This window comes from Mesorhizobium amorphae CCNWGS0123, from assembly GCF_001686985.1.
Lineage (GTDB): Bacteria > Pseudomonadota > Alphaproteobacteria > Rhizobiales > Rhizobiaceae > Mesorhizobium > Mesorhizobium amorphae.
On sequence record NZ_CP015318.1, the window covers coordinates 4,911,509 to 4,934,778 of the forward strand.

Sequence of the window (23,270 nt, forward strand, 5' to 3'; positions counted from 1 at the left end):
GCAAACGGGGCGGTCGCCCGCCTGCCGACAGAACTACATCGCCGCCGCCGCTTTTTCGATCTGCCCGCGGATCTCGCCGTCCTTGTTGGCGGCGGTGTGGACGTTGATGTAGTCCTTGCCGGCCATCAGATCAGCAGCCTGGGCGTCGGTCAGGACGGCCGACCCCTTGATCGGGCTCTTTAGCTTGCCCTTGAACGGAATTGCCACGCCTGCGTTCTCGCCCATGGCGGCAGGACCATGGATGTGCGCCGCCGTCGCCGCGCCGCTGAGACCGGAATATTTCACGTTCCAACTGAGCTTCTTGCTGGTCGTGTCGAACGTCAGCGTCGCCGTGCCCTTGCCCCTCGTGGTCACCGCCGGGTTCTGCTGACCACCGTCGAGCGTCGCTTTCATCTTCACCGTCTCGGCCATGGCTGGCGATGCGAACAGGAAAGCCGTCGAAACGGCGAGCGCCGACAATGTCGGCGCGAGGGACTGGATGCGCATGAAAAATCTCCGTTGGGCAGTATCATCCTTGAACTGGATGCACCGGCATAACGGATTGGCGAGCGAATGTTTCCCGAGGTAACGCCGATGTGACGTCGCAGCAAAAAGGGGCGGTCGCCCGCCCCTTTTTGAGTCTTCGTGAAGGCAAGAATCAGACGGCCGCCAGCGCCTGCGTCAGGTCGGCGATCAGGTCATCGGGGTGTTCGACACCGATGGACAGCCTGACCGTGGTCTCAAGCACGCCGATGCGCTGGCGCACGTCGAAGGGAATGCCCGAATGGGTCATGGCCGCCGGATGGCTGGCCAGCGATTCCGTTCCGCCGAGGCTTACCGCCAGCTTGAAGATCTGCAGGCCGTTCAGAAAGGCGAAAGCCGCCTTCTGGCCGCCTCTGATATCGAAGGAGAATGTCGAGCCGGCGCCGCTGCATTGCACCCGATAGGCGCGGCCTGCAGGCGTGTCCTCGCCCAGGAACGGCAGATAATGCACCTTCTCGACCTTGGCATGGTCGCGCAGGAATTCGGCGACCAGGCGCGCATTGTCGTTGGCCCGCTCCATGCGGATCGACAGCGTCTCCAGCGAGCGGCCGAGCATCCAGCAGGAATGTGGGTCGAGCTGCGTGCCGATCGCGCCGCGCAGCGCCTTGATCGGCTTGGTAACCGCCTTGCCGCCCATAGCGGCACCCGCGATCAGGTCGGAATGGCCGCCGACATACTTGGTCAGCGAATAGACGGAAACATCGGCGCCATGTTCGATCGGCCGCTGGAACACCGGGCCGAGCAGCGTGTTGTCGCACACGATGATCGGCGCCGACCCTTGGCCCGCGCCGATCTCGTCGGCGATCCTCCGCATCAGCGCGATATCGACCAGGCTGTTGGTCGGATTCGATGGCGTTTCGATCAGGATGACCGAGACACGGCCCTTCGCGACCGCTGCGTCGGCAGCGGCCCGCACCGCCGTTTCGTCGACACCGTCCGCAAAACCGACAGCGCCGATGCCGAAGCCGGCAAGCGTGCGCGTCAGAAGCGTCTCGGTGCCGCCATAGAGCGGCTGCGAATGCAGGATGACGTCGCCCGGACGAGCATAGGCCAGCAGCGTCGTCGCGATCGCCGACATGCCGGACGAGAACAGGATGCACGCCTCCGTCCCCTCATAGACCGCAAGGCGGTCCTCGACGATCTCGCTGTTGGGGTGATTGAAACGCGAATAGACCAGACCGGAAGCCGTGCCGCTCGGCGGCTCCTTGCGGCCGGAGGTGTAGTCGAAGAAGTCGCGCCCCTCTTCCGCCGATTTGAACACGAAGGTCGAGGTGAGGAACACCGGTGGCTTGACGGCACCCTCCGAAAGCTGCGGATCGAAGCCGTAGCTCAGCATCAGCGTCTCCGGGTGGAGCTTGTGGTTGCCGATATGGGTTTTCGACGGGCGCGGCGCGGTCATTGTTTTTCTGCCTTTTGAGGAGTGTCTCGCGGCAATTTATGCCATCCCGATCGTGCAGTCCTTGCTATTTTTGGACTGGTATGGCTGCACTCTCGCAAGAAATTGCCTCAGGAGACGCAGAGTGCAGCAGAAGATAGCCGACGATTTCGACCGCAAGATCCTGCGTGAGTTGCAGACCGACGCTCGCATCACCAACAACGAGCTTGCCGAGCGGATCGGTCTGTCGCCGTCGCCTTGCCTGCGGCGTGTGAGGCGCCTGGAGGAAACCGGCGTCATCAGAGGCTACACCACGCTGGTCGATCCGGCCGCCTTCGGCTGGACCATGGTTGCCATCGCCACCGTCCGGCTCAGCCGCCAGAACGAGGACGAGATCGTCATGTTCGAGGACGCGATCCGCGGCTGGGAAGAGGTGCTGGAATGCCACCTCGTGACCGGTTCGCGCGATTATGTGCTGAAGGTGGTGACAGGTGGCCTCGACCAGTACGAACGTTTCATCAAGGAAAAGATTGCACGGCTGAAATGCGTCGCCTCGATCGAGACCAGCTTCGTCATGAACACCATAAAGGAACGGCGCCTCTGACACTTGACCAGAGGCGCCGCTTTAAAGATCAGTATCCTTGCTTAGGCAGGCCTACTTGATCGCCTTGTCGGTGATCGCGGTCGTGTAGGCGCCGCTGGGCTCCTTGGTGATGATCTTCTGGTCAAGCAGTGCCTTGGCGGTGCGCTCATAGGTCGCCGGATCGAGCTTGCCGTCGGCATTGTCGATCAGCTTGGCAACCTCGCCCATCATCCGCTTCTGGTGGTTTTCGTCCTGACCGCCATTGTCCATGACGATGCCGGCCGCCTCGTCGGAATTGTCGACGGCGTATTTCCAGCCCTTCATCGAAGCACGCACGAACCGCACCATCTTGTCTTCGAAGGCCGGATCCTTGAGCTTGTCCTCGGAGGCATAGAGCCCGTCCTCGAGCAGGTCGTTGCCCATGGCCGAGTAGTTGAACACGGTCAGCTGGTCCGGCTTGTAGCCGGCGTCGATCAGCTGCCAGTACTCGTTGTAGGTCATGACCGAAATGCAATCCGCCTGCTTCTGGATCAGTGGCTGCACGTCAAAGCTCTGCTTCAGCACGGTGACACCATCCGGACCGCCTTCGGTCTTCAGTCCGAGCTTGTTCATCCAGGCGTAGAACGGATACTCGTTGCCGAAGAACCAGACGCCCAGCGTGTGGCCCTTGAAGTCGGCCTCGGTCTTGATCGGGCCGTCCTTCGGGCAGACCAGCTCCATCCCGGCCTTCTTGAACGGCTGGGCGATGTTGACCAGCGGCACGCCCTTTTCGCGCGCGGCCAGTGCGCCGCCCATCCAGTCGACGATGACGTCGGCGCCGCCGCCGGCGATAACCTGCTCAGGCGCGATATCGGGGCCGCCCGGCTTGATATCGACGTCGAGGCCTTCCGCCTCATAGAAGCCCTTGGCCTTGGCGACATAGTAGCCGGCGAACTGCGCCTGCGTGACCCATTTCAGCTGCAGCGTCACCTTGTCGGCGGCCATCGCCTGGAAAGCGGCCAGCGACATCGCGCCGGCCAGAACGGGAATAATCAGTCTTTTCATGTTTCTACCCTCTGAAGTTAGTGCCCTTAAACCCACCGCCCCTATCCACCACGGACAGAGGGATGCCAAAACGTGACGGCTCTCTCGAAAAGAGCGACCACGCCATAAAAGACCGAACCCGCAAGTGCTGCAACTGCGATTTCGGCCCAGACCATGTCGATGTTCATCCGCCCGACCTCGGTCGAAATGCGGAATCCCATGCCGACGACAGGCGTGCCGAAGAACTCGGCGACGATGGCGCCGATCAGCGCCAGCGTCGAATTGATCTTCAGCGCGTTGAAGATGAAGGGTGCGGCCGCCGGCAGCCGCAGCTTGAACAGTGTCTGCCAGTAGCCCGACGCATAGGTGCGCATCAGGTCGCGCTCCATATGACTGGAGGCGGTGAGCCCGGCCACCGTGTTCACCAGCATCGGGAAGAAGGTCATGATGATGACGACCGCCGCCTTGGACTCCCAGCCGAAGCCAAACCACATCACCATGATCGGCGCGACCCCGATGATCGGCAGCGCAGAAACCATGTTGCCGATCGGCAAGAGGCCGCGCCGCAGGAAAAGCACACGGTCGGCGGCGATGGCCGCGAGAAAGCCGGCGCCACTGCCGACGACATAGCCGAAGATCACCGCTTTGAAGATAGTCTGCTGCACATCGGCGCCGAGTATCGGCAGCGAATTGGCGATGCGGACGCCGATCGCGCTCGGCGGCGGCAACAGGATGAAGGGAATGCCGGCGCCGCGCGTGATCGCTTCCCAGAGGATCAGGATCCAGGCGCCGAAGATCGCCGGGATGATCAGGCGAAGGGCGGTCCTGGCCCAATTCGCGACGGGGCGCAGGGAAGACAGCACCGCCACGCAACGCCATCCCAGAAGCCACGCAGCGGCGAGGAGCAGGAAATACGGCGCCAGTGCCGTGCCTTCGAACCCGTTTATTCCCGTGATCAATAGCCAGGCTGCGAGATGCGCGCCAACGAACAGAACAAGAGCTTCAACGATGGTTGGTAGCTTGGTCATCGAGACTAAAGCTGCGATCACAAGCAGGCCAAACATCAGCCCCTTCGTCACAAGGTAGGGGTAGTCGAAGGATGCTTCGGGTTGCGCCAACGCCGCTGCTTCCGGCTTCGACATTGCGCCCAGCGCAAACGCGATCAGGCAAAGCAGAACTACCAGCACTGCCTGCCAGGAGGGCTTCAGCCAGGTCATGCCGGCCTCCCGCCCATGGCGCGGTCGACCAGGCGCCCGGCGATGCCAACCACCATGACCAGCAGCGCCGCCACGATGGAGCCTGCCACCAGCGCCGACCAGATGTCGATGGATTGGCTGTAATAGGCGCCGGACAAGAGCTTGGCGCCGATGCCGGCGACCGCGCCCGTCGGCAGCTCGCCGACGATGGCGCCGACAAGGCTCGCCGCGACCGCGACTTTCATCGAGGTGAACAGGAACGGTACGGATGCCGGCACTCTGAGCTTCCAGAAGATCTGCGAGCGGCTGGCATAGTAGGTGTGCATGAGGTCGAGATGCGTAAGTTCAGGCGAGCGCAGGCCTTTCACCATTCCGACGGCAACCGGGAAGAACGACAGATAGGTTGAGATCAGCGCCTTGGGGATCAGGCCGGTGATGCCGACCGCCGCCAGCACCACGATGATCATCGGCGCCACCGCCAGGATCGGAATGGTCTGCGAGGCTATGATCCACGGCATAAGGCTGCGATCGAGTGAAGCTACATGGACGATGCCGACGGCGATGATGATGCCGAGCGCGGTGCCGAAGGCGAAACCCAGCAGCGTCGAGGACAGCGTCACCCAGGCATTGTAGACGAGGCTGCGGTTCGAAGTGACGGACCGCAGGAAGGTGTTCTCGAAGAAATTCACCGCCACCTGATGCGGCGCCGGCAATGTCGGCTTCGGCTGTGACAGCGTCTTGCCGATGAATTCGACGGTGCCCGGCGTCTCGTCGGCACGGCGGTCGAGGTCGCGCTGGAACGGCGCGTTGAGGATGACGGCAAAGACATACCAGACCACCACCAAGCCGGCGAGAATTGTGGTCACCGGAACGATCTTCTCGCGAAAGCTATCCATGGGCTCCCCGCGCGGTTGGCATCGCCTCAATCTTCATAGCTGTGCCCTGCCCTGAGGCCATCGCGCACGCGCGCCGCGATCGCCAGGAATTCCGGCGTCTCGCGTATGTGAAGCGGCCGCTTCCTCGGCAAGGTCGATTCGATGACGTCGGTGACCCGGCCGGGTCGCGGCGACATGACAACGATGCGCGTCGAGAGATAGACCGCCTCGGGGATCGAATGGGTGACGAAGCAGATCGTCTTGTTGGTCGAATCCCAGAGTTCCAGAAGCTGCTTGTTCAAATGGTCGCGCACGATCTCGTCCAGCGCACCGAACGGCTCGTCCATCAAAAGCAGGTCGGCGTCGAAGGCCAGCGCGCGCGCGATCGAGGCACGCTGCTGCATGCCGCCGGAAAGCTGCCAGGGATATTTCTTCTCGAAGCCGGAAAGGTTGACGAGTTCCAACGTGCGCTTGATGCGCTCCGCCTGTTCGGCCTTTGAGAGGCCTATGATTTCCAGAGGCAGCGCGACATTGCGCTCGATGGTGCGCCATGGAAAGAGTGCCGCAGCCTGGAAGACATAGCCGTAGGCGCGCTTCTCACGCGCCTCCTCCGGCGACATGCCGTTGACCGAGATCATTCCCGAGGTCGGTTTCTCCAGATCGGCGATGACACGCAGCAGAGTCGTCTTTCCGCAACCGGACGGACCGATAAAGGAGATGAACTCGCCCTTGCCAATTGTGAGGTCGACATCCGTCAGGGCCTGCACCGGACCGTCATTGGTCTGGAAGGTGAGGCCGAGTTTGCTTGCCGAAACGACGGCTGGCGAAGTCCCCGTCATCGGCTGCAACCTGCCTCGCCGCATCGCTGCTGCGCTGGCTGGAATTCGGTTGATTTTGTGATTGCGTTGTTTTCCACTCGTCCTGTCCCATCAGATCGACGCCCGGAGTTTCCCCGATGTCGCCTAAACCCACTTGTCATCTTATCCGCCCGGAAAGCTCTTATGAAGGCAAGCAGGGGCTGAGCTACTTCGCCGGCATCGCCGCCGAGACCGTCGGCTCCTCCGGCATCTGCATGCATCTTCTCACCATGCCGCCCGGCGCCCGCGCCAAGGCGCATCTGCATGAAAGCCATGAAACGGCGATCTACGTGCTCTCCGGCGAAGTCCACACCTGGTACGGCGACAAGCTCGAGCAGCAAATCCTGGTCAAGGCCGGCGACCTCTTCTACATCCCCGCCGGCGTCCCGCATTTGCCGGCCAATCTGAGCGGCAGTCCGGCTTCGGCGGTCATCGCCCGCACCGACCCCAACGAACAGGAAAGCGTCGTCCTGTTGCCGGAACTGGATGCGCTGGTCGCCTGACCCCAACGGAAGGGATCTCGCCGTCATCGGCACCGGGAGATTTCTCCCATGACGTTGCCGTCCTCGTCAGTGATCACCAGCTTCTTAGCGCTGCGCTTTATGGTGAACTGCACTGGCGACTGCCCCTCCTCGCCTTCCGCCGCGCACATGGATTTGACCACCAGTGACCCGTCGGCCTGTGCCTTCTTTTCGATGAAGGAGCAGGCGCTGGCCGCGGTGATGAATTCCGTGTCGGTCAGGAGCAGCATATCCTCGGCATAGACCTCCTGGCCGTTCTTGTTGATGCAGCCTGACTTGTTGCCATAGGGTTTCGACAGGTCGATCGCAGCGGCCGAAGCCTGCCCGGCGGCCAGAACGACCGCCGTGCCAAGAGCCAGACCAAAACCGCGCATGCTCAACCCCCAGCCCAACATCACGAACACGACTGCAGCGGCCCCAACTCTTCGAGACCGGGAATGGTCACGAAGAAACCGTCCGATCCCTTGTTGGTGACCACCACGGTTTCGACAGTCGTCCCATCCTCACCCTCGGCGGAACAGGTCGAGCCGAGCGATTGCGTACCCGGCGCCGAGATCAATTGCTGCGCGAACCGGCAACCGCTGCCATAGGTCTCGATGCCCTCGGCGGTCAGCACGATGTAGTCGTCGCCGTCTTGATAACCGGCCTTGACGCCGGCACAACCGGCATCATTGCCCCAGGAGCCGACCAGCACGCCGGCCGCTGTTGCCGGACCGGCGATGACGGTCGCCACGACCAACGAGATGAGCGCTGCCGAATTCGCCAAGCTCAAACTCCGGTCGCCGGAATGCCAGTGCGTTCCACCTTGCGTGGCGCAGAAATTTCCTTCCACGTTGACAGCGCCCGGTTGACTGCCGCGTTCGGCTCGCGCGCGACGAACTCGCCATGGCCGGGCTTTGCCTTGACGTCCGACTCCTCGATCGACAACTCGCCTCTCGAGAAGACGAAGCGCGGCAGGCCGGTCACCTCGAAACCTTCGAAGACATTGTAGTCGATCACCGACTGCTGCTTCTTCGAGGTGATCTTCTTCTTGCGCTTCGGATCCCACACCACGATGTCGGCGTCAGCGCCTTCAACGATGGCGCCCTTCTTCGGGTACATGTTGAGGATCTTGGCGATGTTGGTCGAGGTCACCGCGACGAACTCGTTCATCGTCAGCCGTCCGGTGTTGACGCCTGTGGTCCACAGCATCGGCATGCGATCCTCGAGGCCGCCTGTCCCGTTCGGGATCTTGGTGAAATCGCCGACGCCGTTGCGCTTCTGTTTGGTGGTGAAGGCGCAATGGTCGGTCGCCACCACTTGCAGCGATCCGGCCTGAAGGCCAGCCCACAGCGAATCCTGGTGCAGCTTGTTGCGGAAGGGCGGGCTCATCACACGGCGTGCGGCATGGTCCCAGTCCTTGTTGAAATATTCGCTCTCATCCAGCGTCAGGTGCTGGATCAGCGGCTCGCCGAACACGCGCATGCCTTTCTGGCGCGCCCGGCGGATGGCCTCATGCGCCTGCTCGCAGGAGACGTGCACGACATAGAGCGGCACGCCGGCCATGTCGGCGATCATGATGGCGCGGTTGGTCGCCTCGCCTTCCACTTCCGGCGGGCGAGAATAGGCATGCCCCTCGGGACCATTGTTGCCGGCGGCGAGCAGCTTTTGCGACAGCGCGGCAACCACGTCGCCATTCTCGGCATGCACCAGCGGCAGCGCGCCGAGATCGGCGCAGCGCTGGAACGACGCATACATCTCGTCGTCGTCGACCATCAGCGCGCCCTTGTAGGCCATGAAATGCTTGAACGAGGTGATGCCCTTGTCGACGACGGTCGCCATCTCGTCGAACACCTGCTTGCCCCACCAGGTGATTGCCATATGGAAGGAATAATCGCAGGACGCCTTCGACGTCTTGTTGTCCCACATCTGCAAGGCTTCGAGCAGCGACTGCTTCGGCGACGGCAGGCAGAAATCGACCACCATCGTCGTACCGCCGGACAGGGCCGCCCGGGTGCCGGATTCGAAATCGTCGGCCGAGTAGGTGCCCATGAACGGCATTTCGAGATGGGTGTGCGGATCGACGCCGCCGGGCATCACATAGCAGCCCGTGGCGTCGAACTCATGGTCGCCGTGAAGGTTCGAGCCGATGGCGACGATCTTGCCGTGCTGCATCAGCACGTCGGCCTTCCAGGTGCGGTCGGCCGTGACGATGGTTCCGTTCCGGATGACTTTGGTCATTTTTGTTCCCCTGTTCTCTTCGCGCTTCTTGGTGAGCAGCGTTGAATTCTAGATTTCTGACCTCACTCCACGATGACAGCCGTCTCCACCACCGCGTGGAACAGCACGTCGGCGCCGGCCGCAGCCCATTCCTTGGTGATTTCCTCGGCCTCGTTGTGGCTGAGGCCGTCGACGCAGGGGCACATCACCATGGCGGTCGGCGCAACGCGGTTGATCCAGCAGGCGTCGTGGCCGGCGCCGGAGACGATGTTGCGATGCGTGTAGCCAAGCCGGTCGGCGGCATCGCGGATCGCCTTGACGCAGCCCTTGTCGAAGGTGACCGGGTCGAAATGGCCGACCTGCTCGATCTGATATTTGATGTCGAGCGCATCGCAGATCGTGTCGATGCCCTCGCGGACGCGGGCATCCATCGTGTCCAGCACCTCTTTTTCCGGCGAGCGGATGTCGATGGTGAAGACGGTGCGCCCGGCAATGATGTTGCGCGAGTTCGGATAGACCTGCATGTGGCCGACCGCACCGACGGCGTCGGGCTGGTAGTCCATGGCGACCTCGTGCACCAGTTCGATCACGCGCGCCATGCCGAGCCCGGCATTGCGGCGTTTCGGCATCGGCGTCGAGCCGGTATGCGCCTCCTTGCCGGTCAGCGTCACCTGCAGCCATTTCAGCCCCTGGCCATGGGTGACGACGCCGATGTCGATGCCCTCGTCCTCGAGGATCGGCCCCTGCTCGATATGCAGTTCGAAGAAGGCGTGGATCTTGCGGTCGCCGACCTTCTCGGAGCCTTTCCAGCCGATGCGTTCGAGCTCCTCGCCGAACTTCTTGCCGTCCTTGTCGACATGTTCGTAGACGTCGGCCTGGTCGAGCACGCCGGCGAAAACGCCTGACGCCATCATGGCGGGCGCGAAGCGCGCGCCTTCTTCGTTGGTCCAGTTGGTGACGACGATCGGATGCTTGGTCTTGATGCCAAGATCGTTGAGGGAGCGCACGACTTCCAGCCCACCGAGCACGCCGAGCACGCCGTCATACTTGCCGCCGGTCGGCTGGGTGTCGAGATGGCTGCCGACATAGACTGGCGGCAGGCTGGGATCGGTGCCTTCGCGGCGGGCAAACATCGTGCCCATCTCGTCGAGGCCCATTTCGAGCCCGGCCGCCTCGCACCAGCGCTTGAACAGATGCCGGCCCTCGCCGTCCTCGTCGGTCACGGTCTGGCGATTGTTGCCGCCGGCAATGCCAGGGCCGATCTTCGCCATCTCCATGATGGAATCCCACAAACGGTCTGAATTCACGCGCAGATTCTCGCCGGGGGCGGCCATTCAAAGTCCTCTCATTTCGATGTCCGGTCGGGCGGCGGTTCCCGACGCCGCCCGACCGGTTCAATCAGCTTAGTCTATAGAGCGCAGCACGTCGCGCACATGGTCGATCAACTCGTTGATCTGGCCCTTGGTGATGATCAGCGGCGGCGACAGTGCGATGATGTCGCCGGTGGTGCGGATCAGCGCGCCGCGTTCGAATGCCTTGACGAATGCGGAGAAGGCCCGCTTCGTCGGCTGCCCGGCGATCGGCGCCAGCTCAATCGCGCCGATCAGGCCGATGTTTCTGATATCGATGACATTCGGCTCGCCCTTCAGCGAATGCAATGCGTCTTCCCAATAGGGCGCCAGTTCCTCGCCGCGGGTCAAAAGCCCCTCTTCCTTATAAGTGTCGAGCGTGCCGAGTGCCGCCGCACAGGCGATCGGATTGCCCGAATAGGTATAGCCGTGGAAGAACTCGATCATATGGTCGGGGCCGGTCATGAAAGCGTCGTGGATCTCCTTCTTGACGAACACCGCGCCCATCGGGATGACACCGTTGGAGACACCCTTGGCCGTCGTCATGATGTCAGGCGTAACGCCGAAATAGTCGGCGGCGAACGGCGTACCGAGGCGGCCGAAACCGGTGATGACCTCGTCGAAGATCAAAAGGATGCCGTGTTTGGTGCAGATCTCGCGCAGTTTCTGGAGATAGCCCTTCGGCGGCAGGATGACGCCGGTCGAACCAGCGACCGGCTCGACGATGACGGCGGCGATGGTCGAGGCATCATGCAACGTGACGATGCGCTCCAGCTCATTCGCCAGTTCCGCGCCGTGCTCCGGCACGCCCTTTGAGAAGGCATTCTTTTCCGGCAGATGCGTGTGCGGCATGTGGTCGACGCCGCCGAGCAGCGTGCCGAACATCTTGCGGTTGCTGACGATGCCGCCGACCGAGATGCCGCCGAAATTGACGCCGTGATAGCCGCGCTCCCGGCCGATCAGGCGGGTGCGCGCGCCCTCGCCTTTGGCGCGATGATAGGCGATCGCCATCTTCAACGCCGTGTCAACCGATTCCGAGCCGGAATTGGTGAAGAAGACATGGTCCATGCCCTTCGGCGCGATGTCGACCAGGCGGTTCGCCAGCTCGAAGACGATCGGATGGCCCATCTGGAAGGCCGGCGCATAGTCGAGTTCGGCCGCCTGGTGCTGGATCGCCTCGGTGATCTTCGGCCGGCAATGGCCGGCATTGACGCACCAGAGACCGGCGGTGCCGTCGAGCACCTTGCGGCCGTCGCTGGTCGTGTAATGCATGTCCTTGGCGGACACGAACATGCGTGGCGCCTGCTTGAACTGGCGGTTTGCCGTGAACGGCATCCAGAATGCGCTGAGATCGTTCGGCGTGACTTTCAGCCGGTTGGACATGACCAAGACTTCCCCTTGTAACCTGTTTCGGTGCGGCCAACGCTTGGTCTTTGCTGCATTTTCGTGCTACGCAAATTTTTGACCGATTGGACAAACGTTAGCACCGCCCTGTCGGCGGTCAAGGGATTACTAGCGGAAATGCGGTATCGGAAGCGCGCTCCACAGGCTGGGGAAAAACTGGTCCAGAGAATTGGTCCAGAGGGCCCGCGCGACCGCGGCCGGCAAGGATGACGGAGACAATGGAAGGCTCAGCTCCCCGCCGCACCCGCATCCAGCAGGAAAAGCGCGAACTGATCCTGGAGGCCGCGCTCGAAGTCTTCTCCGCCAACGGTTTTCGCGGCTCGACCATCGACCAGATCGCCGAAGCCGCCGGCATGTCGAAACCGAACCTGCTCTACTATTTCCGCCGCAAGGAGGACATTCACGAAACGCTAATGGAGCGGCTGCTCGCGACCTGGCTGGCGCCGCTGCGCGAACTCGACGATATCGGCGATCCCCTGACCGAACTGCGGAGCTACATCCGGCGCAAACTTGAAATGGCGCGCGACTTCCCGCGCGAGAGCCGGCTGTTCGCCAACGAGATCCTGCAGGGCGCGCCGCGCATCATGCCGCTGCTGGAAGGCGAACTGAAGACGCTGGTCGACGAGAAGGCGGCCATCATCAAGGGCTGGATGCGCGCCGGCAAGATTGTCCGCACCGATCCCTGGCACCTGATCTTCTCGATCTGGGCGACGACGCAGCACTATGCCGATTTCGATGTCCAGGTCCGCGCCGTGCTCGGCGCTGACCGCGGCGGCGACGGCCGCTTCGAGGACGCCGCCAGGTTCCTGGAGCAGCTGTTCATCGAAGGGCTGAAGCCGAAAGGCTAGCCTCGGGCGGAAATCAGGCGCTGCGCCGCTCGGCCGGCAGCGCCTCCAGCAGCAGTTGCTGCAGCTTGGCGATCGAGTTCTGCTCGGCGAGCGGCGTGTAGACGATCAGCCTCATGTCCGAGCCGTCGTCGATCGAAAGGCTCATATGCTCGAAGGCCATCGCGCCGGCGATCGAGTGCCGGACATGCTTCACCCCCGATAATTTCCTCGCCACATCGCGCTGCGGCCACCACGCCCGGAATTCCGGACTTGAGCGTGTCATCAACTCGATCAGCCGTTCGAAATCCGGATCGCCGACATATTTCGCACTCTCGGCTCGGAACGAGGCAAGCACCGAGCGCGCCAGTTGCTCCCAGTCGACAAGCAGGCGGCGATGGTGCGGGTTGGTGAACACCATGTGGACGATGTTGCGGGCATCACCGTCCAGCATGCCATAGTCACCGAAAACGGCGACGGCCGCCGGATTCCAGGCCAGCACGTCCCAGCGTCGCCCCACGACATAGGCCGGCTGCAGAACGAGGCTCTGCAGCATGTGCAGCAGGGGGCCATCCACTTTTTCCGGCGTCACGGCACGACGCTCAGGCTGCTGGCGGCCGGCAAGCGTGAACAAATGCCGCGTCTCGGCGGCATCGAGCCGCAGCGCCTCGCACAGCGCGGTCAGCACCTCCACGGAAGGACGCACGTCCCTGCCCTGCTCCAGCCAGGTGTACCAGGTCGTGCCGACGCCGGCGATCATCGCCACCTCCTCGCGGCGCAGGCCAGGCGTGCGCCGCCTCTGGCCAGCAGCGATGCCGGTGGCCGACGGCGACAGCCTTTCGCGGCGCGAACGCAGAAAGGCGCCAAGCTCGCGCCGGCGACTGTCTTCGGGAGACTGTGCGGGAGCATCCATGGGCCCATTATAGCAGTATCGATACCAGGATAAAGTTTGAACTGTTTGCGCCGCGCCCAGTGCCCCATCTTGCGTTCAGAGCAAGCGTGGAGGCTCCAGGCATGGAACTGAAAGACAAGACTGTCCTCATTACAGGTTCGACAGACGGCGTCGGACGCGTCGTCGCGGAGAGGCTGGGCGCTGCACGCGCCCGCGTTCTGGTGCACGGCCGCGATGCGGCGCGCGGCAAGGCGTTGGTCGCCGAAATCGAAGCCGCCGGCGGCAAGGCCGAGTTTCTTGCCGCCGACCTCGCCTCGCTGGCTGAGGTCCGCCGTCTCGCTGAAGCGGTGCGCGCCAGGACCGACCGGCTCGACATCTTCATCAACAATGCCGGCATCGGCACCGCCGGCGCGAAACGACAGATCAGCGCCGATGGCTACGAATTGCGCTTTGCCGTCAACTACCTCGCCGGCTTCCTGCTGACCACAGAGCTTTTGCCGCTGCTTAAAGCGAGCGCGCCTTCGCGCATCATCAACGTCGCATCGGCCGGCCAGCAGGCAATCGACTTCGGCGATGTCATGCTGACCCGCGCCTATGACGGCGTGCGCGCCTACTGCCAGAGCAAGCTGGCGCAGATCCTGTTCACCGTCGATCTCGCCGAGCAGCTGAAAGGCACAGGCGTCACCGTCAACGCCTTGCATCCGGCGAGCTACATGAACACGACCATGGTCCGGCAGGCAGGCGTCACACCGTGGAGCTCGGTCGAAACCGGCGCTGAAGCCATCCTCAACCTCGCGACATCGCGTGATCTCAAAGGCAGAAGCGGCCTCTATTTCGATGGCATGCGGGAATCCCGCGCCGATGCGCAAGCCTATGACGTGAAGGCAAGACAGCAATTGCGGGAACTGAGCCTCGACCTCGTCGGCCTCGCTTCCACAACTTCGAAGGAAAAGCAGTCATGAGCGAGAAGAATGAACGTGTCGTGATCATCGGCGGCTCTTCCGGCATCGGCCTCGCCACGGCGCAGAAGCTGCTTGGCCCGAACATGAGGGTGACCATCACGGGGCGCAACCAGGGAAGGCTCAACAGCGCCTGGCAAAGCCTTGGCGGCGCTGTCGACAAGGCTGCCTTCGATGCCTCCAAACCCGACGAGGTTCGCCAATTCTTCGATCGTACCGGTCCCTTCGATCATCTTGTCCTGGCCGCCAGCGGCGGCAAGGGACTCGGCCCGTTCGAAACGCTCGACCTTGCCGACATCGGCGGCGGCGTCGACGAGAAAGTCCGGCCGCAACTCTCATGCCTGCAGGCGGCCCTGCCGACCCTGAACAAGAACGGCTCGGTCACGTTCATCTCGGCGGTCTCGGCACAATTGTCGGCGCCGGGAGTCGCCTGCATCGCCGCCGTCAACGGCATGCTGTTGACGGTGGTGCCGATCCTGGCCGTGGAGCTCAAGCCGCTGCGCGTCAACGTCGTGGCGCCGGGCGTCATCGATACGCCCTGGTGGCATTTCCTGCCTGACGAGCAGCGGCAGGCGGTGTTCACCGAGTATGCCGTGAAAACGCCGGTCGGACGCATCGGCCGCGCCGAAGACGTTGCCGGCGCGATCGCCTTCCTCGTCTCCAACGGCTTCGTCACCGGCCAGGTGCTGACCTGCGACGGCGGGTTGCGATATGCCGCGTGAGCGGCAGGGCGAGGATGCTTCCTGAGAGCGGGGCTCAGTTGGCTGTAAGGCCTGGCCAGAAGGCTAGCGCCATCAGGCCTGCCACGATCGTATACCAGAGCGCCGTGTGAGCCGCCTTCATGACCGGCCGCCCGGCTTCGCGCGCACGGTTCGGACGCAGGGGATCATACATCACCTTGACCACCGCCCCGACCGAACCGGTCGCGTCATTGACCGGCAGGTTCGAGTCGAAGCGCCAGATGTGCCCCTGGCGATCGGTGAATTCTATGGTCGGGGTGTTGGGCGCGTCGTCCGACATGTCGATCTTCACCACCTTGCCGGTCGCATAGGCGCGGCGGCGGCGCAGCACCAGATCGCCATAGGTGTGGGGGACGACGAGCACGAGGACAAATACGCCGCACAGGAAGCACCAGATCTGGATGTCGCTCGGAGCATAGCCGAACACCTCGGCGAGCGCCCGAAACGGCGACAGCGCGTGGTGGAAGGCCTGCGAAACGCTCCCCCAGAAGCTGTTCCAGCTTTGCTCCATAAAGGCTCCAACAGCGAAACTGCGCCAATCCTACCAGCCATTCGCGACGAAGCGATTAATGCGGCCGGCGATTGATCCGGCAGCGCCGCCAACTAGAGCAATTCCAGGAAAAGTGTGAAACGGTTTTCCGTCCGGAATTGCGTAAACAAAGGAGATGGAGCGGTTCCGCGTTTCCGTGAAATGATGAACCGCTCTAGTCAAAGCGGCTGCGCCATCAACGACAGGAAACCGCCGGTCAGGGCGACATTGGCGACAAAGCCGTTGATGCGAGCCGCTCGCTCGGGTCCCTGATGATCCCAGAAATTGTCGAACATGATCGTGGCGACAACCAGGAACAGGATCAGGCCTGCGGCAGCAGGTGCGGTCCAGATGCCCACCACGACCAGTCCGCCGGCAACGACCTGCAGGGCGATGCCGGTCCACAGCGCCAGCCCCGCCTGCGGTACGCCGCGGTCTGTCATCAATTGGGTCAGGAAGGCCGCGTTCACGATGTTGCGCAGGCCGGCAAAAACGAAGGCGCCGCCAAGCAGCAGGCGGGCGGCGACCAGAATCTCATTCTGAAAACTTGCGAGCATGGTGCTGATCCTCAAACGAAAAAGGCACGCGGGCCTTGCGGCCCGCGCGCCGGCTTGGCTCAGGCGGCCTTCGCTGCTGGCATCGGATGAACGGCATGGAACGGCACGCAAAGCCGGTTCCAGGTATTGATCATGCCGATCGCGACAGACAGCTTGACCAGTTCCTCTTCAGAAAAATGCTCGAGCGTCCGGGCATAGAGCTCATCCGAGACACCGTTTTCGGCGATCTTGGTCACCGCTTCGGTCCAGGCGAAGGCGGCGCGTTCGCGCTCGGAAAATAGCGGCGATTCCTTCCAGGCTGAGACCAGATAGAGCCGCTGCTCGGTCTCGCCATCCCGCCGCGCCTCGCGGCTGTGCATCTCGACGCAATAGGAACAGCCATTGATCTGCGACGCCCTGAGCTTGATCAAGTGCAGAAGGCTTACCTCCAGCCCACATTCGTCGACCGCCTTGTTGAGCGCCGACACCGCCTTCATGATCTCCGGCGCCTTGGCGAAGAATTGCAGCCTCTGTTTCATCGTCTTACCCTTTCACGCTTGCTTGGTTGAACTGGATTTTTGCGGTCGCTGATGCCGCGCCACGAAGGCGCAACCCGCCGCAACCGAACGCGGATCGGCATCGCTCTGATAGGCAGCGACAATATCGGACAGCCGGGCCTCGGCGAGCGCGGCGCGATAGGCGCGCTCGGCCTTGAGCATCGCGGCATTGATGCCGCACGGCTTCACATAGGCGGAGGCATCGAGCCTGACCGGGCCGCGCTGGCGGATCTCGCCGCAGCGGAAGGCCGGCTCGCGACCCTCCACTGCCAGTACGATGTCGAGCAGCGTGATCCGTTCCGCCGGCCGCGCCAGCCGGTAGCCGCCGGCCGGTCCAGGCACCGATTCAAGAATGCCCTGCGCCGTCAGCATGTTGAGATGCTTCAGAAGATAGCTCGGCGACAGGCCGAAAGCCTCCGCCATCGCGGCGCCCGGCATGGTCGCCGCGCCATCCACGCCGGCGAGCATCGCGGCACAGTGGATCGCCGCCTCAACGCCCTCACCCAGCTTCATCGTGCCGATCTCCTATTCATGGATATACTTTATCATGGATAACTATTATCCGCAATAGCAGACCAAAAAAGCAGCGGCGCCCGCAAGCGCCGCTGCCTCTTTGCCCTCGCCTTATGACGTTGAGGCGCCTTTACTCCGCCGCCACCTTGGCCATCGGATTGTTCGGATGCGTCGTCCAGTTGGCATAGACCGGCGACACCGGCTTGCCGGTGCGCTGGTCCATCGCGCCAGCCGCCAGCGGCTCCATGGTGATGCAGTTTTCCACGGGGCAGACATTGACGCACAGATTGCAGCCGACGCATTCGGCCTCGATCACCTCGAAGTGCCGCTTGCCGTCGACCATGCTGGTGATCGCCTGGTGCGAGGTGTCCTCGCAGGCGATGTGGCAGCGGCCGCACTTGATGCAGGCGTCCTGGTCGATATGCGCCTTGGCGACATAGTTGAGGTTGAGATACTGCCAGTCGGTGACATTGGGCGTGGCCCGGCCGACAATGTCGTCGAGCGAGGCATGGCCCTTCTCATCCATCCAGTTCTCGAGGCCGGCAATCATTTCCTGCACGATCTTGAAGCCGTAGGTCATCGCCGCCGTGCATACTTGCACATTGCCGGCGCCGAGCGCCATGAATTCGGCCGCGTCGCGCCAGGTGGTGATGCCGCCAATGCCAGAGATCGGCAAGCCGCGCGTTTCAGGATCGCGCGCGATCTCGGCCACCATGTTCATGGCGATCGGCTTCACCGCCGGGCCGCAATAGCCGCCATGCGAACCCTTGCCGTCGATGGTCGGCTGCGGCGCGAAGCTGTCGAGATCGACGCCGGTGATCGAATTGATGGTGTTGATCAGCGACACCGCGTCGGTGCCGCCGGACAGCGCCGCCCGCGCCGGCTTGCGCACATCGGTGATATTGGGCGTCAGCTTGGTGATGACCGGCATGCGGGTGTTTTGCTTGCACCAGCGCACCACCATCTCGATATATTCCGGCACCTGGCCGACAGCCGCGCCCATGCCGCGTTCCGACATGCCGTGCGGACAACCGAAATTGAGCTCGATGCCGTCGGCCTCCGTCTCCTCGACCACCGGCAGGATCGCCTTCCAGGCGTCTTCGACGCATGGCACCATCAGCGAGACGACGATGGCGCGGTCGGGCCAGTCCTTCTTGACCTGCTTGATCTCGCGCAGATTGACCTGCAGGTCGCGGTCGGTGATCAGCTCGATGTTGTTGAGGCCGAGCAGGCGGCGGTCCGCACCCCAGATCGCGCCATAGCGCGGCCCGTTGACATTGACCACCGGCGGCCCCTCTTCGCCGAGCGTCTTCCAGACGACGCCACCCCAGCCGGCCTTGAAGGCACGGATGACATTGTAAGCCTTGTCGGTCGGCGGCGCCGAAGCCAGCCAGAACGGATTTGGCGATTTGATGCCGACGAAATTGTTACGGATGTCTGCCATGCTCATGCCCTCCCGTTCGAGGTCAGTGCCCGGTTGATGCTTTCCGCCGCGTCGCGGCCTTGCGCCACGGCCGAGACGGTGAGGTCGTCACCGCCGAAGATGCAGTCGCCGCCGGCCCAGACCTTGGCCAGCGAGGTGCGGCCTTCCGCATCGACCTTTATGCGGCCGGCTTCGAGTTCGATCGATGCCTCGCTGCCGTTGAGCGCGGCCGGGACAAAACTCTGGCCGATTGCCTTGAACACCTGGTCGGCGACGAGCGTCAGCATCTCGCCGGTCCCGGCGAGCTTGTCGTCGTTCATTGCCGTGTATTCGAGCTCGATGCCCGACACCTTGCCACCTTCGGCAATGACGCGCTTCGGCTGCAGCCAGTGGCGGATGGTGACGCCGTTGGCCGCGGCCAGATCCTGTTCAAAACCTGAAGCATTCATATGCTCCTGGCCGCGCCGGTAGCAGATCGTCACCTCCTCGGCGCCGAGCAGCTTCGACTGCACCGCGGCATCGATCGCCGTCATGCCGCCGCCGATGACGACGACGCGCCGGCCGACCGGCAGGCCGGAAAGATCGCTGGCCTGGCGCAGTTCGGCGATGAACTCGACGGCGTTGGTGACGCCTGCCGCATCCTCGCCATCGGCACGCAGCGCGTTGACGCCGACAAGCCCCATGCCGAGGAAAACTGCATCGTAATTCCTGATCAGGTCCGACAGCTGATAGTCACGACCGAGCGCCTTGCCGTTCTGGATGTCGATGCCGCCGATCGAGGTCACATAATCGACCTCGGCCTGCGCGAAATTGTCGACGCTCTTGTAAGCCGCGATGCCATATTCATTAAGCCCGCCGGCCTTCGGGCGCGCCTCCAGGATGGTCACGTCATGGCCATGCCGGGCAAGCCGGTGTGCGGCTGCCAGTCCCGCCGGTCCGGCACCGACCACGGCAATGCTCCTTCCGGTCGGTTCCGGGCGCGGATAGAATTGCTTGTTCTCGCTCATCGCGACATCGGTGGCATAGCGCTGCAGGCGGCCGATCTGCACCGGCTTGCCTTCCGCCACCTCGCGCACGCAGACTTCCTCGCACAGCGTCTCGGTCGGGCAGACGCGGGCGCACATGCCGCCCAGAATGTTCTGGTCGAAGATCGTCTTGGCCGAACCGATCGGATTGCCGGTCGAGATCTGGCGGATGAACAGCGGGATGTCGATCGAGGTCGGACACGCGTTCATGCACGGCGCGTCGTAGCAGAAATAGCAGCGATCGGATTCGACCAGCGCCTCGTGATGATCAAGCGGCGGATGCAGGTCGGAAAAATTGTCGGCATATTGCTCGGATGACAGCCGGCCACCGGCTATGCCTTCCTTGAAATGACCAGTCGCCATTCCGGTTCCCCTTGTTTTCGTTTTGGGGAAGGCTAGCACGTTTTATTTTTTTATCAATTGGTCAATTTTCAGTCAAGGTACTGAAATCTTTCGATAAAAACATGATAATTATAGTCATGTTATGGGAACTGCCGACACGGACTGAGCACCGGTCTCAACATGGCCATGGATCGACCTGATCTCATCCGCGACCAGCCGCTGAAGCCGCCACAGATTGCGGTCGCGAATGCCGAATTCTTCGAGGTGGCTGACCGTGTTGTAGAGGTACTCCGCTCCGGAGCCGACATGCCCGCAGGCGCGCGCCAGCACCTTTGCCACCGTCTCCAACGGCTGGTTGAGCGAGGTGCCCCTGCCGGTCACCCCGACCCAGAAGCCCAGCGCCCGCAACGTCGCTTGTGCCGTGCGCACCGGAACCCATCGCACCGAGCCGGTGCTCTCGTGATCGTCGATCTCGCGCCGCAGCAGCCTTTCGATCTGCGCAGGCTTCTCACCGTCGGGCAGACGGTAGATCACACCATCGCATCGCCCGCCCCGTTCGAGCGCCAACATCAGGCCCGGCTGCGCGGCGCTGCCGCGCCAGCGGACCATGTCGAGGCAGAAGGACCGATGCCAGCCATAGGCGGTGGCACGTTGCCGCTCGACGGACTCGAAGGCCGGCTTCCAGATCAGCGAGCCATAGGCAAACACCCATAACGGCCCCTCGTCGGCTTCATCAGACAGACGCAAGGCCAGAGTCCGGAAATCGTCATCGTTCAGCTGCGTCCAACTGCCATCAGGGCCGGGATCGGCCTCCTCCCGATGGCACAGTGCGACAAGGTCCGGCGTGAGCGACATCTGGCGCATGGACAACCCCTCAATGACGGGCAAGCAAAGTCGAAAACCGCAAGGCGCGCAAGATTGCGAAGTGCCGCGTCTTGCCGTCCTCGATTTCTGGCCCAGATGTCGGATTTCTGTCGCGAGGATCGTCCTAAGATGGATCGGCCGCGATCGACGCATGAAACGGTGAGGAGACCGACAATGCCCAAATCCCCCCTGCCATTCTTCTGGTACGAGTTGATGACCACCGACCTCGACGCCGCCGAGGCCTTCTACACCGCAGTCGTAGGCTGGACCGCGCAACCTTTCGACATGGCGCCCGGTATGCCGCCCTACATCGTCATGAATGTCGGCGAGCGCGGCGTCAGCGGGCTGATGACCTTGCCGGAGGACGCCGCCAAGATGGGCATGCCGCCGGCCTGGCTCGGTTACATCCACACCAAAGATGTCGACGCCGCGACGAAATCGCTGAAGGACGCCGGCGGCGCGGTTCACCGCGCGCCCGACGACATTCCGCGCGTCGGCCGCTTTGCCGTGGTTGCCGACCCGCAGGGTGCCACCTTCATGCTCCTGCAACCCAACGGTCCCGATCAGCCGCCGGTGCCAGCCAGCACGCCCGGCCACATAGGCTGGCACGAACTCTATGCGTCGGACTGGAAGGCCGCCTTCGATTTCTATTCCGGTCAGTTCGGTTGGACCAAGGGCGATTCGATGGATATGGGGCCGATGGGCACTTACCAGACTTTTGGGGCCGGCCCCGAATCCGGCGGCGGCATGATGAACAAGCCGCAGCAGATCCCGGTGCCGGTCTGGCAGTTCTATTTCAACGTGCCTGCCATCGATGCGGCGGCCAAGCGCGTCACCGACAATGGCGGCAAGATCCTGATGGGTCCGATGGAAGTGCCCGGCGGCAGCTGGATCGTGCAGTGCCAGGATCCGCAAGGCGCACATTTCGCGCTGATGGCGCCGGTTCGATAGCAGCGTCGCGCCGAGATTTGACGAAACCGGCAGCGACGCCGATCTCCCCCCAAGTGGGGGAGATGTCCGGCAGGACAGAGGGGACGCCGTCCCGCCGGCCCTGCGCTCTTTGAGGCTACTCCGGCGCCAACACCGCAACCTTTAGGTTCGCCTGCTTCGCACCGCTGAGCTGGATTGTGGCCGGACCGGCGGACAGCTTGAAGCGCAGGCTCTTGCGGATGCCCGGGCAGGTCTTTACGCCGCTGAAGCCCACCGACTTCATGGCACGGCCGTCCTGAATGACATCGATCCAGGCCTCGTCGGAGAGGGTTATCTGGATTGTCCCTTCGGGCGGGACAACCAGGCTGGCGGTCGCGCCAAAGGTGCCAGACGCCGGAGGCCGTTCAGGCGCAACCTCGAAGGCAACAGTGTCGATCGGCTCCAGAGAAAGGTCCGCGGCCGCTTCGGTCTCCAGCGTCGCGCCTGGCCGTGCTGCCGGCGCTGCCGGAAACAGCGCCTGCTCGCGTGTCACCGGCCATTTGAAGGCAGCACAGCCGGCGTCGTCGGCCATGGCGACGCTGGTCCCTGCAAGGATGGCGAATAGGCTTATGGCGACTTTTTTCATGGCAAAGGGAACCCCACAAGTTTGGAATACCCACACAATACAACCATTGCGATAATAATGCAACCATAGAGAGAAAAACACGAACGGCCAGATTGGCGAACATTTCCAATCACCGATTGTTGATGGCAGGCCGTGGGAAGTGAATGGTCCGTTGCCGGGCGATAATCTATGGCCGGGCCGAAGGGTTGGAAAAATGGAGTTTTAGATGAAGCTTTTTGAAAGTCTTGCCGGATTTCAGCCGCAGGCGCTGGGCGTGCTGCGCATCATGACCGCGCTGCAGTTCATCGAGCACGGCTCGCAAAAACTGTTCAACTTTCCCGTCGGCGAGCACGCCGGCACCTTGACCGGGCTGATGCTGGCCGCCGCCATCCTTGAATTCGTCGGCGGCATCCTGCTGGCGCTTGGGCTGTTGACCCGGCCGGTGGCGTTCCTGCTCTGCGGCGAGATGGCGGTCGCCTATTTCATGGCGCATTATCCGCGCGACTTCTTCCCGGTCAACAACGGCGGCGATGCGGCCATCTCGTTCTGCTTCATCTTCCTCTATCTGGTGTTTGCCGGCGCCGGCGCCTTCGCGCTGGACAACCGCCGCAGCGCCTGACGCGCAGGA

At 62.9% G+C, this 23,270-nt stretch carries 27 protein-coding genes; 7 read left to right on the plus strand and 20 right to left on the minus strand.

Annotated features, from left to right (window positions below; all coding sequences use genetic code 11):
• Positions 1–33: 33 nt before the first annotated feature.
• On the minus strand, positions 34–486 hold the full coding sequence (locus tag A6B35_RS23230) for a CHRD domain-containing protein (RefSeq protein WP_006204170.1): 453 nt from the start codon (positions 484–486) through the stop codon (positions 34–36).
• A 151-nt stretch (positions 487–637) separates the two neighbouring features.
• The gene (locus tag A6B35_RS23235) at positions 638–1,921 is read right to left on the minus strand and encodes a cystathionine gamma-synthase family protein (RefSeq protein ID WP_006204169.1); all 1,284 of its coding nucleotides are present in this window, start codon (positions 1,919–1,921) and stop codon (positions 638–640) included.
• Positions 1,922–2,042: 121 nt separating this feature from the next.
• Between A6B35_RS23235 and A6B35_RS23240 the strand changes: the two genes are divergently transcribed.
• Positions 2,043–2,501 (plus strand): Lrp/AsnC family transcriptional regulator, encoded by a 459-nt coding sequence (locus A6B35_RS23240; RefSeq protein WP_006204168.1) that lies wholly within the window; start codon positions 2,043–2,045, stop codon positions 2,499–2,501.
• A 51-nt stretch (positions 2,502–2,552) separates the two neighbouring features.
• On the opposite strand, the gene A6B35_RS23245 is transcribed toward A6B35_RS23240, so the two are convergent.
• From A6B35_RS23245 to A6B35_RS23260, 4 genes are read right to left on the minus strand one after another with little or no spacing between them, the layout of a single operon-like run.
• A complete protein-coding gene (locus tag A6B35_RS23245) occupies positions 2,553–3,524 on the minus strand; it encodes an ABC transporter substrate-binding protein (protein ID WP_006204167.1) in 972 nt (323 codons plus the stop codon).
• Between the two features lie 41 nt (positions 3,525–3,565).
• The gene (locus A6B35_RS23250; protein WP_006204166.1) at positions 3,566–4,720 is read right to left on the minus strand and encodes an ABC transporter permease; all 1,155 of its coding nucleotides are present in this window, start codon (positions 4,718–4,720) and stop codon (positions 3,566–3,568) included.
• Positions 4,717–5,595, minus strand: a complete 879-nt coding sequence (locus tag A6B35_RS23255; protein WP_006204165.1) for an ABC transporter permease — start codon at positions 5,593–5,595, stop codon at positions 4,717–4,719. The genes A6B35_RS23250 and A6B35_RS23255 overlap by 4 nt, the downstream gene beginning before the upstream one ends.
• A 26-nt stretch (positions 5,596–5,621) precedes the next feature.
• On the minus strand, positions 5,622–6,413 hold the full coding sequence (locus A6B35_RS23260) for an ABC transporter ATP-binding protein (RefSeq protein ID WP_006204164.1): 792 nt from the start codon (positions 6,411–6,413) through the stop codon (positions 5,622–5,624).
• A gap of 116 nt (positions 6,414–6,529) precedes the next feature.
• On the opposite strand from A6B35_RS23260, the gene A6B35_RS23265 reads away from it, so the two are divergent.
• Complete coding sequence (locus tag A6B35_RS23265; RefSeq protein WP_006204163.1) at positions 6,530–6,934, plus strand: cupin domain-containing protein; 405 nt, start codon at positions 6,530–6,532, stop codon at positions 6,932–6,934.
• A 23-nt stretch (positions 6,935–6,957) separates the two neighbouring features.
• Here A6B35_RS23265 and A6B35_RS23270 read toward each other — a convergent pair whose 3' ends face one another.
• The 5 genes from A6B35_RS23270 to aptA form a co-directional block, all read right to left on the minus strand.
• A complete protein-coding gene (locus tag A6B35_RS23270; RefSeq protein WP_006204162.1) occupies positions 6,958–7,326 on the minus strand; it encodes a hypothetical protein in 369 nt (122 codons plus the stop codon).
• A 20-nt stretch (positions 7,327–7,346) separates the two neighbouring features.
• On the minus strand, positions 7,347–7,718 hold the full coding sequence (locus tag A6B35_RS23275; RefSeq protein ID WP_040583356.1) for a hypothetical protein: 372 nt from the start codon (positions 7,716–7,718) through the stop codon (positions 7,347–7,349).
• 2 nt (positions 7,719–7,720) lie between these two features.
• On the minus strand, positions 7,721–9,172 hold the full coding sequence (hydA, locus tag A6B35_RS23280; RefSeq protein WP_006204160.1) for a dihydropyrimidinase: 1,452 nt from the start codon (positions 9,170–9,172) through the stop codon (positions 7,721–7,723).
• 62 nt (positions 9,173–9,234) lie between these two features.
• The gene (locus A6B35_RS23285; RefSeq protein WP_006204159.1) at positions 9,235–10,485 is read right to left on the minus strand and encodes a Zn-dependent hydrolase; all 1,251 of its coding nucleotides are present in this window, start codon (positions 10,483–10,485) and stop codon (positions 9,235–9,237) included.
• A 69-nt stretch (positions 10,486–10,554) separates the two neighbouring features.
• The gene (aptA, locus tag A6B35_RS23290; protein WP_006204158.1) at positions 10,555–11,883 is read right to left on the minus strand and encodes an omega-aminotransferase AptA; all 1,329 of its coding nucleotides are present in this window, start codon (positions 11,881–11,883) and stop codon (positions 10,555–10,557) included.
• Between the two features lie 239 nt (positions 11,884–12,122).
• Between aptA and A6B35_RS23295 the strand changes: the two genes are divergently transcribed.
• Positions 12,123–12,752, plus strand: coding sequence for a TetR family transcriptional regulator C-terminal domain-containing protein (locus A6B35_RS23295; protein ID WP_006204157.1), 630 nt, complete (start codon positions 12,123–12,125; stop codon positions 12,750–12,752).
• Positions 12,753–12,765: 13 nt separating this feature from the next.
• On the opposite strand, the gene A6B35_RS23300 is transcribed toward A6B35_RS23295, so the two are convergent.
• Positions 12,766–13,641, minus strand: a complete 876-nt coding sequence (locus tag A6B35_RS23300; protein WP_006204156.1) for a helix-turn-helix transcriptional regulator — start codon at positions 13,639–13,641, stop codon at positions 12,766–12,768.
• Positions 13,642–13,742: 101 nt separating this feature from the next.
• On the opposite strand from A6B35_RS23300, the gene A6B35_RS23305 reads away from it, so the two are divergent.
• Both A6B35_RS23305 and A6B35_RS23310 read left to right on the plus strand, forming a co-directional pair.
• The gene (locus A6B35_RS23305) at positions 13,743–14,582 is read left to right on the plus strand and encodes an SDR family NAD(P)-dependent oxidoreductase (protein ID WP_006204155.1); all 840 of its coding nucleotides are present in this window, start codon (positions 13,743–13,745) and stop codon (positions 14,580–14,582) included.
• The gene (locus A6B35_RS23310; RefSeq protein WP_006204154.1) at positions 14,579–15,301 is read left to right on the plus strand and encodes an SDR family oxidoreductase; all 723 of its coding nucleotides are present in this window, start codon (positions 14,579–14,581) and stop codon (positions 15,299–15,301) included. The genes A6B35_RS23305 and A6B35_RS23310 overlap by 4 nt, the downstream gene beginning before the upstream one ends.
• Positions 15,302–15,335: 34 nt before the next feature.
• Here the strand turns inward: A6B35_RS23310 and A6B35_RS23315 are convergent, their stop codons facing one another.
• From A6B35_RS23315 to A6B35_RS23345, 7 genes are all read right to left on the minus strand, one after another.
• Complete coding sequence (locus A6B35_RS23315; RefSeq protein ID WP_006204153.1) at positions 15,336–15,830, minus strand: DUF3592 domain-containing protein; 495 nt, start codon at positions 15,828–15,830, stop codon at positions 15,336–15,338.
• A 197-nt stretch (positions 15,831–16,027) separates the two neighbouring features.
• Entirely contained in the window at positions 16,028–16,405 is a 378-nt protein-coding gene (locus A6B35_RS23320; RefSeq protein ID WP_006204152.1) for a DoxX family protein, read from the minus strand.
• A gap of 59 nt (positions 16,406–16,464) precedes the next feature.
• Complete coding sequence (locus A6B35_RS23325; RefSeq protein ID WP_006204151.1) at positions 16,465–16,923, minus strand: carboxymuconolactone decarboxylase family protein; 459 nt, start codon at positions 16,921–16,923, stop codon at positions 16,465–16,467.
• Positions 16,924–16,935: 12 nt separating this feature from the next.
• Positions 16,936–17,454 (minus strand): RrF2 family transcriptional regulator, encoded by a 519-nt coding sequence (locus A6B35_RS23330; protein WP_006204150.1) that lies wholly within the window; start codon positions 17,452–17,454, stop codon positions 16,936–16,938.
• A gap of 130 nt (positions 17,455–17,584) precedes the next feature.
• On the minus strand, positions 17,585–18,898 hold the full coding sequence (gene preA / locus A6B35_RS23335; protein WP_006204149.1) for an NAD-dependent dihydropyrimidine dehydrogenase subunit PreA: 1,314 nt from the start codon (positions 18,896–18,898) through the stop codon (positions 17,585–17,587).
• A 2-nt stretch (positions 18,899–18,900) separates the two neighbouring features.
• Positions 18,901–20,265: an NAD(P)-dependent oxidoreductase gene (locus tag A6B35_RS23340; RefSeq protein ID WP_006204148.1), complete on the minus strand. Its 1,365-nt coding sequence runs from the start codon at positions 20,263–20,265 to the stop codon at positions 18,901–18,903.
• 114 nt (positions 20,266–20,379) lie between these two features.
• Positions 20,380–21,108 carry a gamma-glutamylcyclotransferase gene (locus A6B35_RS23345; RefSeq protein WP_006204147.1) on the minus strand — a complete coding sequence of 243 codons (729 nt, stop codon included), beginning with the start codon at positions 21,106–21,108 and terminating at the stop codon, positions 20,380–20,382.
• Between the two features lie 174 nt (positions 21,109–21,282).
• Between A6B35_RS23345 and A6B35_RS23350 the strand changes: the two genes are divergently transcribed.
• Positions 21,283–22,059, plus strand: coding sequence for a VOC family protein (locus A6B35_RS23350; protein WP_006204146.1), 777 nt, complete (start codon positions 21,283–21,285; stop codon positions 22,057–22,059).
• Positions 22,060–22,174: 115 nt separating this feature from the next.
• On the opposite strand, the gene A6B35_RS23355 is transcribed toward A6B35_RS23350, so the two are convergent.
• The gene (locus A6B35_RS23355) at positions 22,175–22,663 is read right to left on the minus strand and encodes a hypothetical protein (protein WP_040583788.1); all 489 of its coding nucleotides are present in this window, start codon (positions 22,661–22,663) and stop codon (positions 22,175–22,177) included.
• Positions 22,664–22,868: 205 nt separating this feature from the next.
• Here A6B35_RS23355 and A6B35_RS23360 point away from each other — a divergent pair, with 205 nt between their 5' ends.
• Complete coding sequence (locus tag A6B35_RS23360) at positions 22,869–23,261, plus strand: DoxX family protein (RefSeq protein ID WP_006205477.1); 393 nt, start codon at positions 22,869–22,871, stop codon at positions 23,259–23,261.
• Positions 23,262–23,270: the final 9 nt, after the last annotated feature.

What these genes read in the sequence shown, in the direction of transcription:
- hydA (WP_006204160.1), bottom strand. Translation starts at nt 9,172, where the DNA reads ATGACCAAAGTCATCCGGAACGGAACCATCGTCACGGCCGACCGCACC.
- A6B35_RS23265 (WP_006204163.1), top strand. Translation starts at nt 6,530, where the DNA reads ATGTCGCCTAAACCCACTTGTCATCTTATCCGCCCGGAAAGCTCTTAT.
- A6B35_RS23300 (WP_006204156.1), bottom strand. Translation starts at nt 13,641, where the DNA reads ATGGATGCTCCCGCACAGTCTCCCGAAGACAGTCGCCGGCGCGAGCTT.
- A6B35_RS23260 (WP_006204164.1), bottom strand. Translation starts at nt 6,413, where the DNA reads ATGACGGGGACTTCGCCAGCCGTCGTTTCGGCAAGCAAACTCGGCCTC.
- A6B35_RS23270 (WP_006204162.1), bottom strand. Translation starts at nt 7,326, where the DNA reads ATGCGCGGTTTTGGTCTGGCTCTTGGCACGGCGGTCGTTCTGGCCGCC.
- A6B35_RS23330 (WP_006204150.1), bottom strand. Translation starts at nt 17,454, where the DNA reads ATGAAGCTGGGTGAGGGCGTTGAGGCGGCGATCCACTGTGCCGCGATG.
- A6B35_RS23350 (WP_006204146.1), top strand. Translation starts at nt 21,283, where the DNA reads ATGCCCAAATCCCCCCTGCCATTCTTCTGGTACGAGTTGATGACCACC.
- preA (WP_006204149.1), bottom strand. Translation starts at nt 18,898, where the DNA reads ATGGCAGACATCCGTAACAATTTCGTCGGCATCAAATCGCCAAATCCG.
- A6B35_RS23340 (WP_006204148.1), bottom strand. Translation starts at nt 20,265, where the DNA reads ATGGCGACTGGTCATTTCAAGGAAGGCATAGCCGGTGGCCGGCTGTCA.
- A6B35_RS23355 (WP_040583788.1), bottom strand. Translation starts at nt 22,663, where the DNA reads ATGAAAAAAGTCGCCATAAGCCTATTCGCCATCCTTGCAGGGACCAGC.
- A6B35_RS23360 (WP_006205477.1), top strand. Translation starts at nt 22,869, where the DNA reads ATGAAGCTTTTTGAAAGTCTTGCCGGATTTCAGCCGCAGGCGCTGGGC.
- A6B35_RS23325 (WP_006204151.1), bottom strand. Translation starts at nt 16,923, where the DNA reads ATGAAACAGAGGCTGCAATTCTTCGCCAAGGCGCCGGAGATCATGAAG.
- A6B35_RS23310 (WP_006204154.1), top strand. Translation starts at nt 14,579, where the DNA reads ATGAGCGAGAAGAATGAACGTGTCGTGATCATCGGCGGCTCTTCCGGC.
- A6B35_RS23255 (WP_006204165.1), bottom strand. Translation starts at nt 5,595, where the DNA reads ATGGATAGCTTTCGCGAGAAGATCGTTCCGGTGACCACAATTCTCGCC.
- aptA (WP_006204158.1), bottom strand. Translation starts at nt 11,883, where the DNA reads ATGTCCAACCGGCTGAAAGTCACGCCGAACGATCTCAGCGCATTCTGG.
- A6B35_RS23285 (WP_006204159.1), bottom strand. Translation starts at nt 10,485, where the DNA reads ATGGCCGCCCCCGGCGAGAATCTGCGCGTGAATTCAGACCGTTTGTGG.
- A6B35_RS23345 (WP_006204147.1), bottom strand. Translation starts at nt 21,108, where the DNA reads ATGCGCCAGATGTCGCTCACGCCGGACCTTGTCGCACTGTGCCATCGG.
- A6B35_RS23245 (WP_006204167.1), bottom strand. Translation starts at nt 3,524, where the DNA reads ATGAAAAGACTGATTATTCCCGTTCTGGCCGGCGCGATGTCGCTGGCC.
- A6B35_RS23230 (WP_006204170.1), bottom strand. Translation starts at nt 486, where the DNA reads ATGCGCATCCAGTCCCTCGCGCCGACATTGTCGGCGCTCGCCGTTTCG.
- A6B35_RS23235 (WP_006204169.1), bottom strand. Translation starts at nt 1,921, where the DNA reads ATGACCGCGCCGCGCCCGTCGAAAACCCATATCGGCAACCACAAGCTC.
- A6B35_RS23315 (WP_006204153.1), bottom strand. Translation starts at nt 15,830, where the DNA reads ATGGAGCAAAGCTGGAACAGCTTCTGGGGGAGCGTTTCGCAGGCCTTC.
- A6B35_RS23250 (WP_006204166.1), bottom strand. Translation starts at nt 4,720, where the DNA reads ATGACCTGGCTGAAGCCCTCCTGGCAGGCAGTGCTGGTAGTTCTGCTT.
- A6B35_RS23305 (WP_006204155.1), top strand. Translation starts at nt 13,743, where the DNA reads ATGGAACTGAAAGACAAGACTGTCCTCATTACAGGTTCGACAGACGGC.
- A6B35_RS23320 (WP_006204152.1), bottom strand. Translation starts at nt 16,405, where the DNA reads ATGCTCGCAAGTTTTCAGAATGAGATTCTGGTCGCCGCCCGCCTGCTG.
- A6B35_RS23295 (WP_006204157.1), top strand. Translation starts at nt 12,123, where the DNA reads ATGGAAGGCTCAGCTCCCCGCCGCACCCGCATCCAGCAGGAAAAGCGC.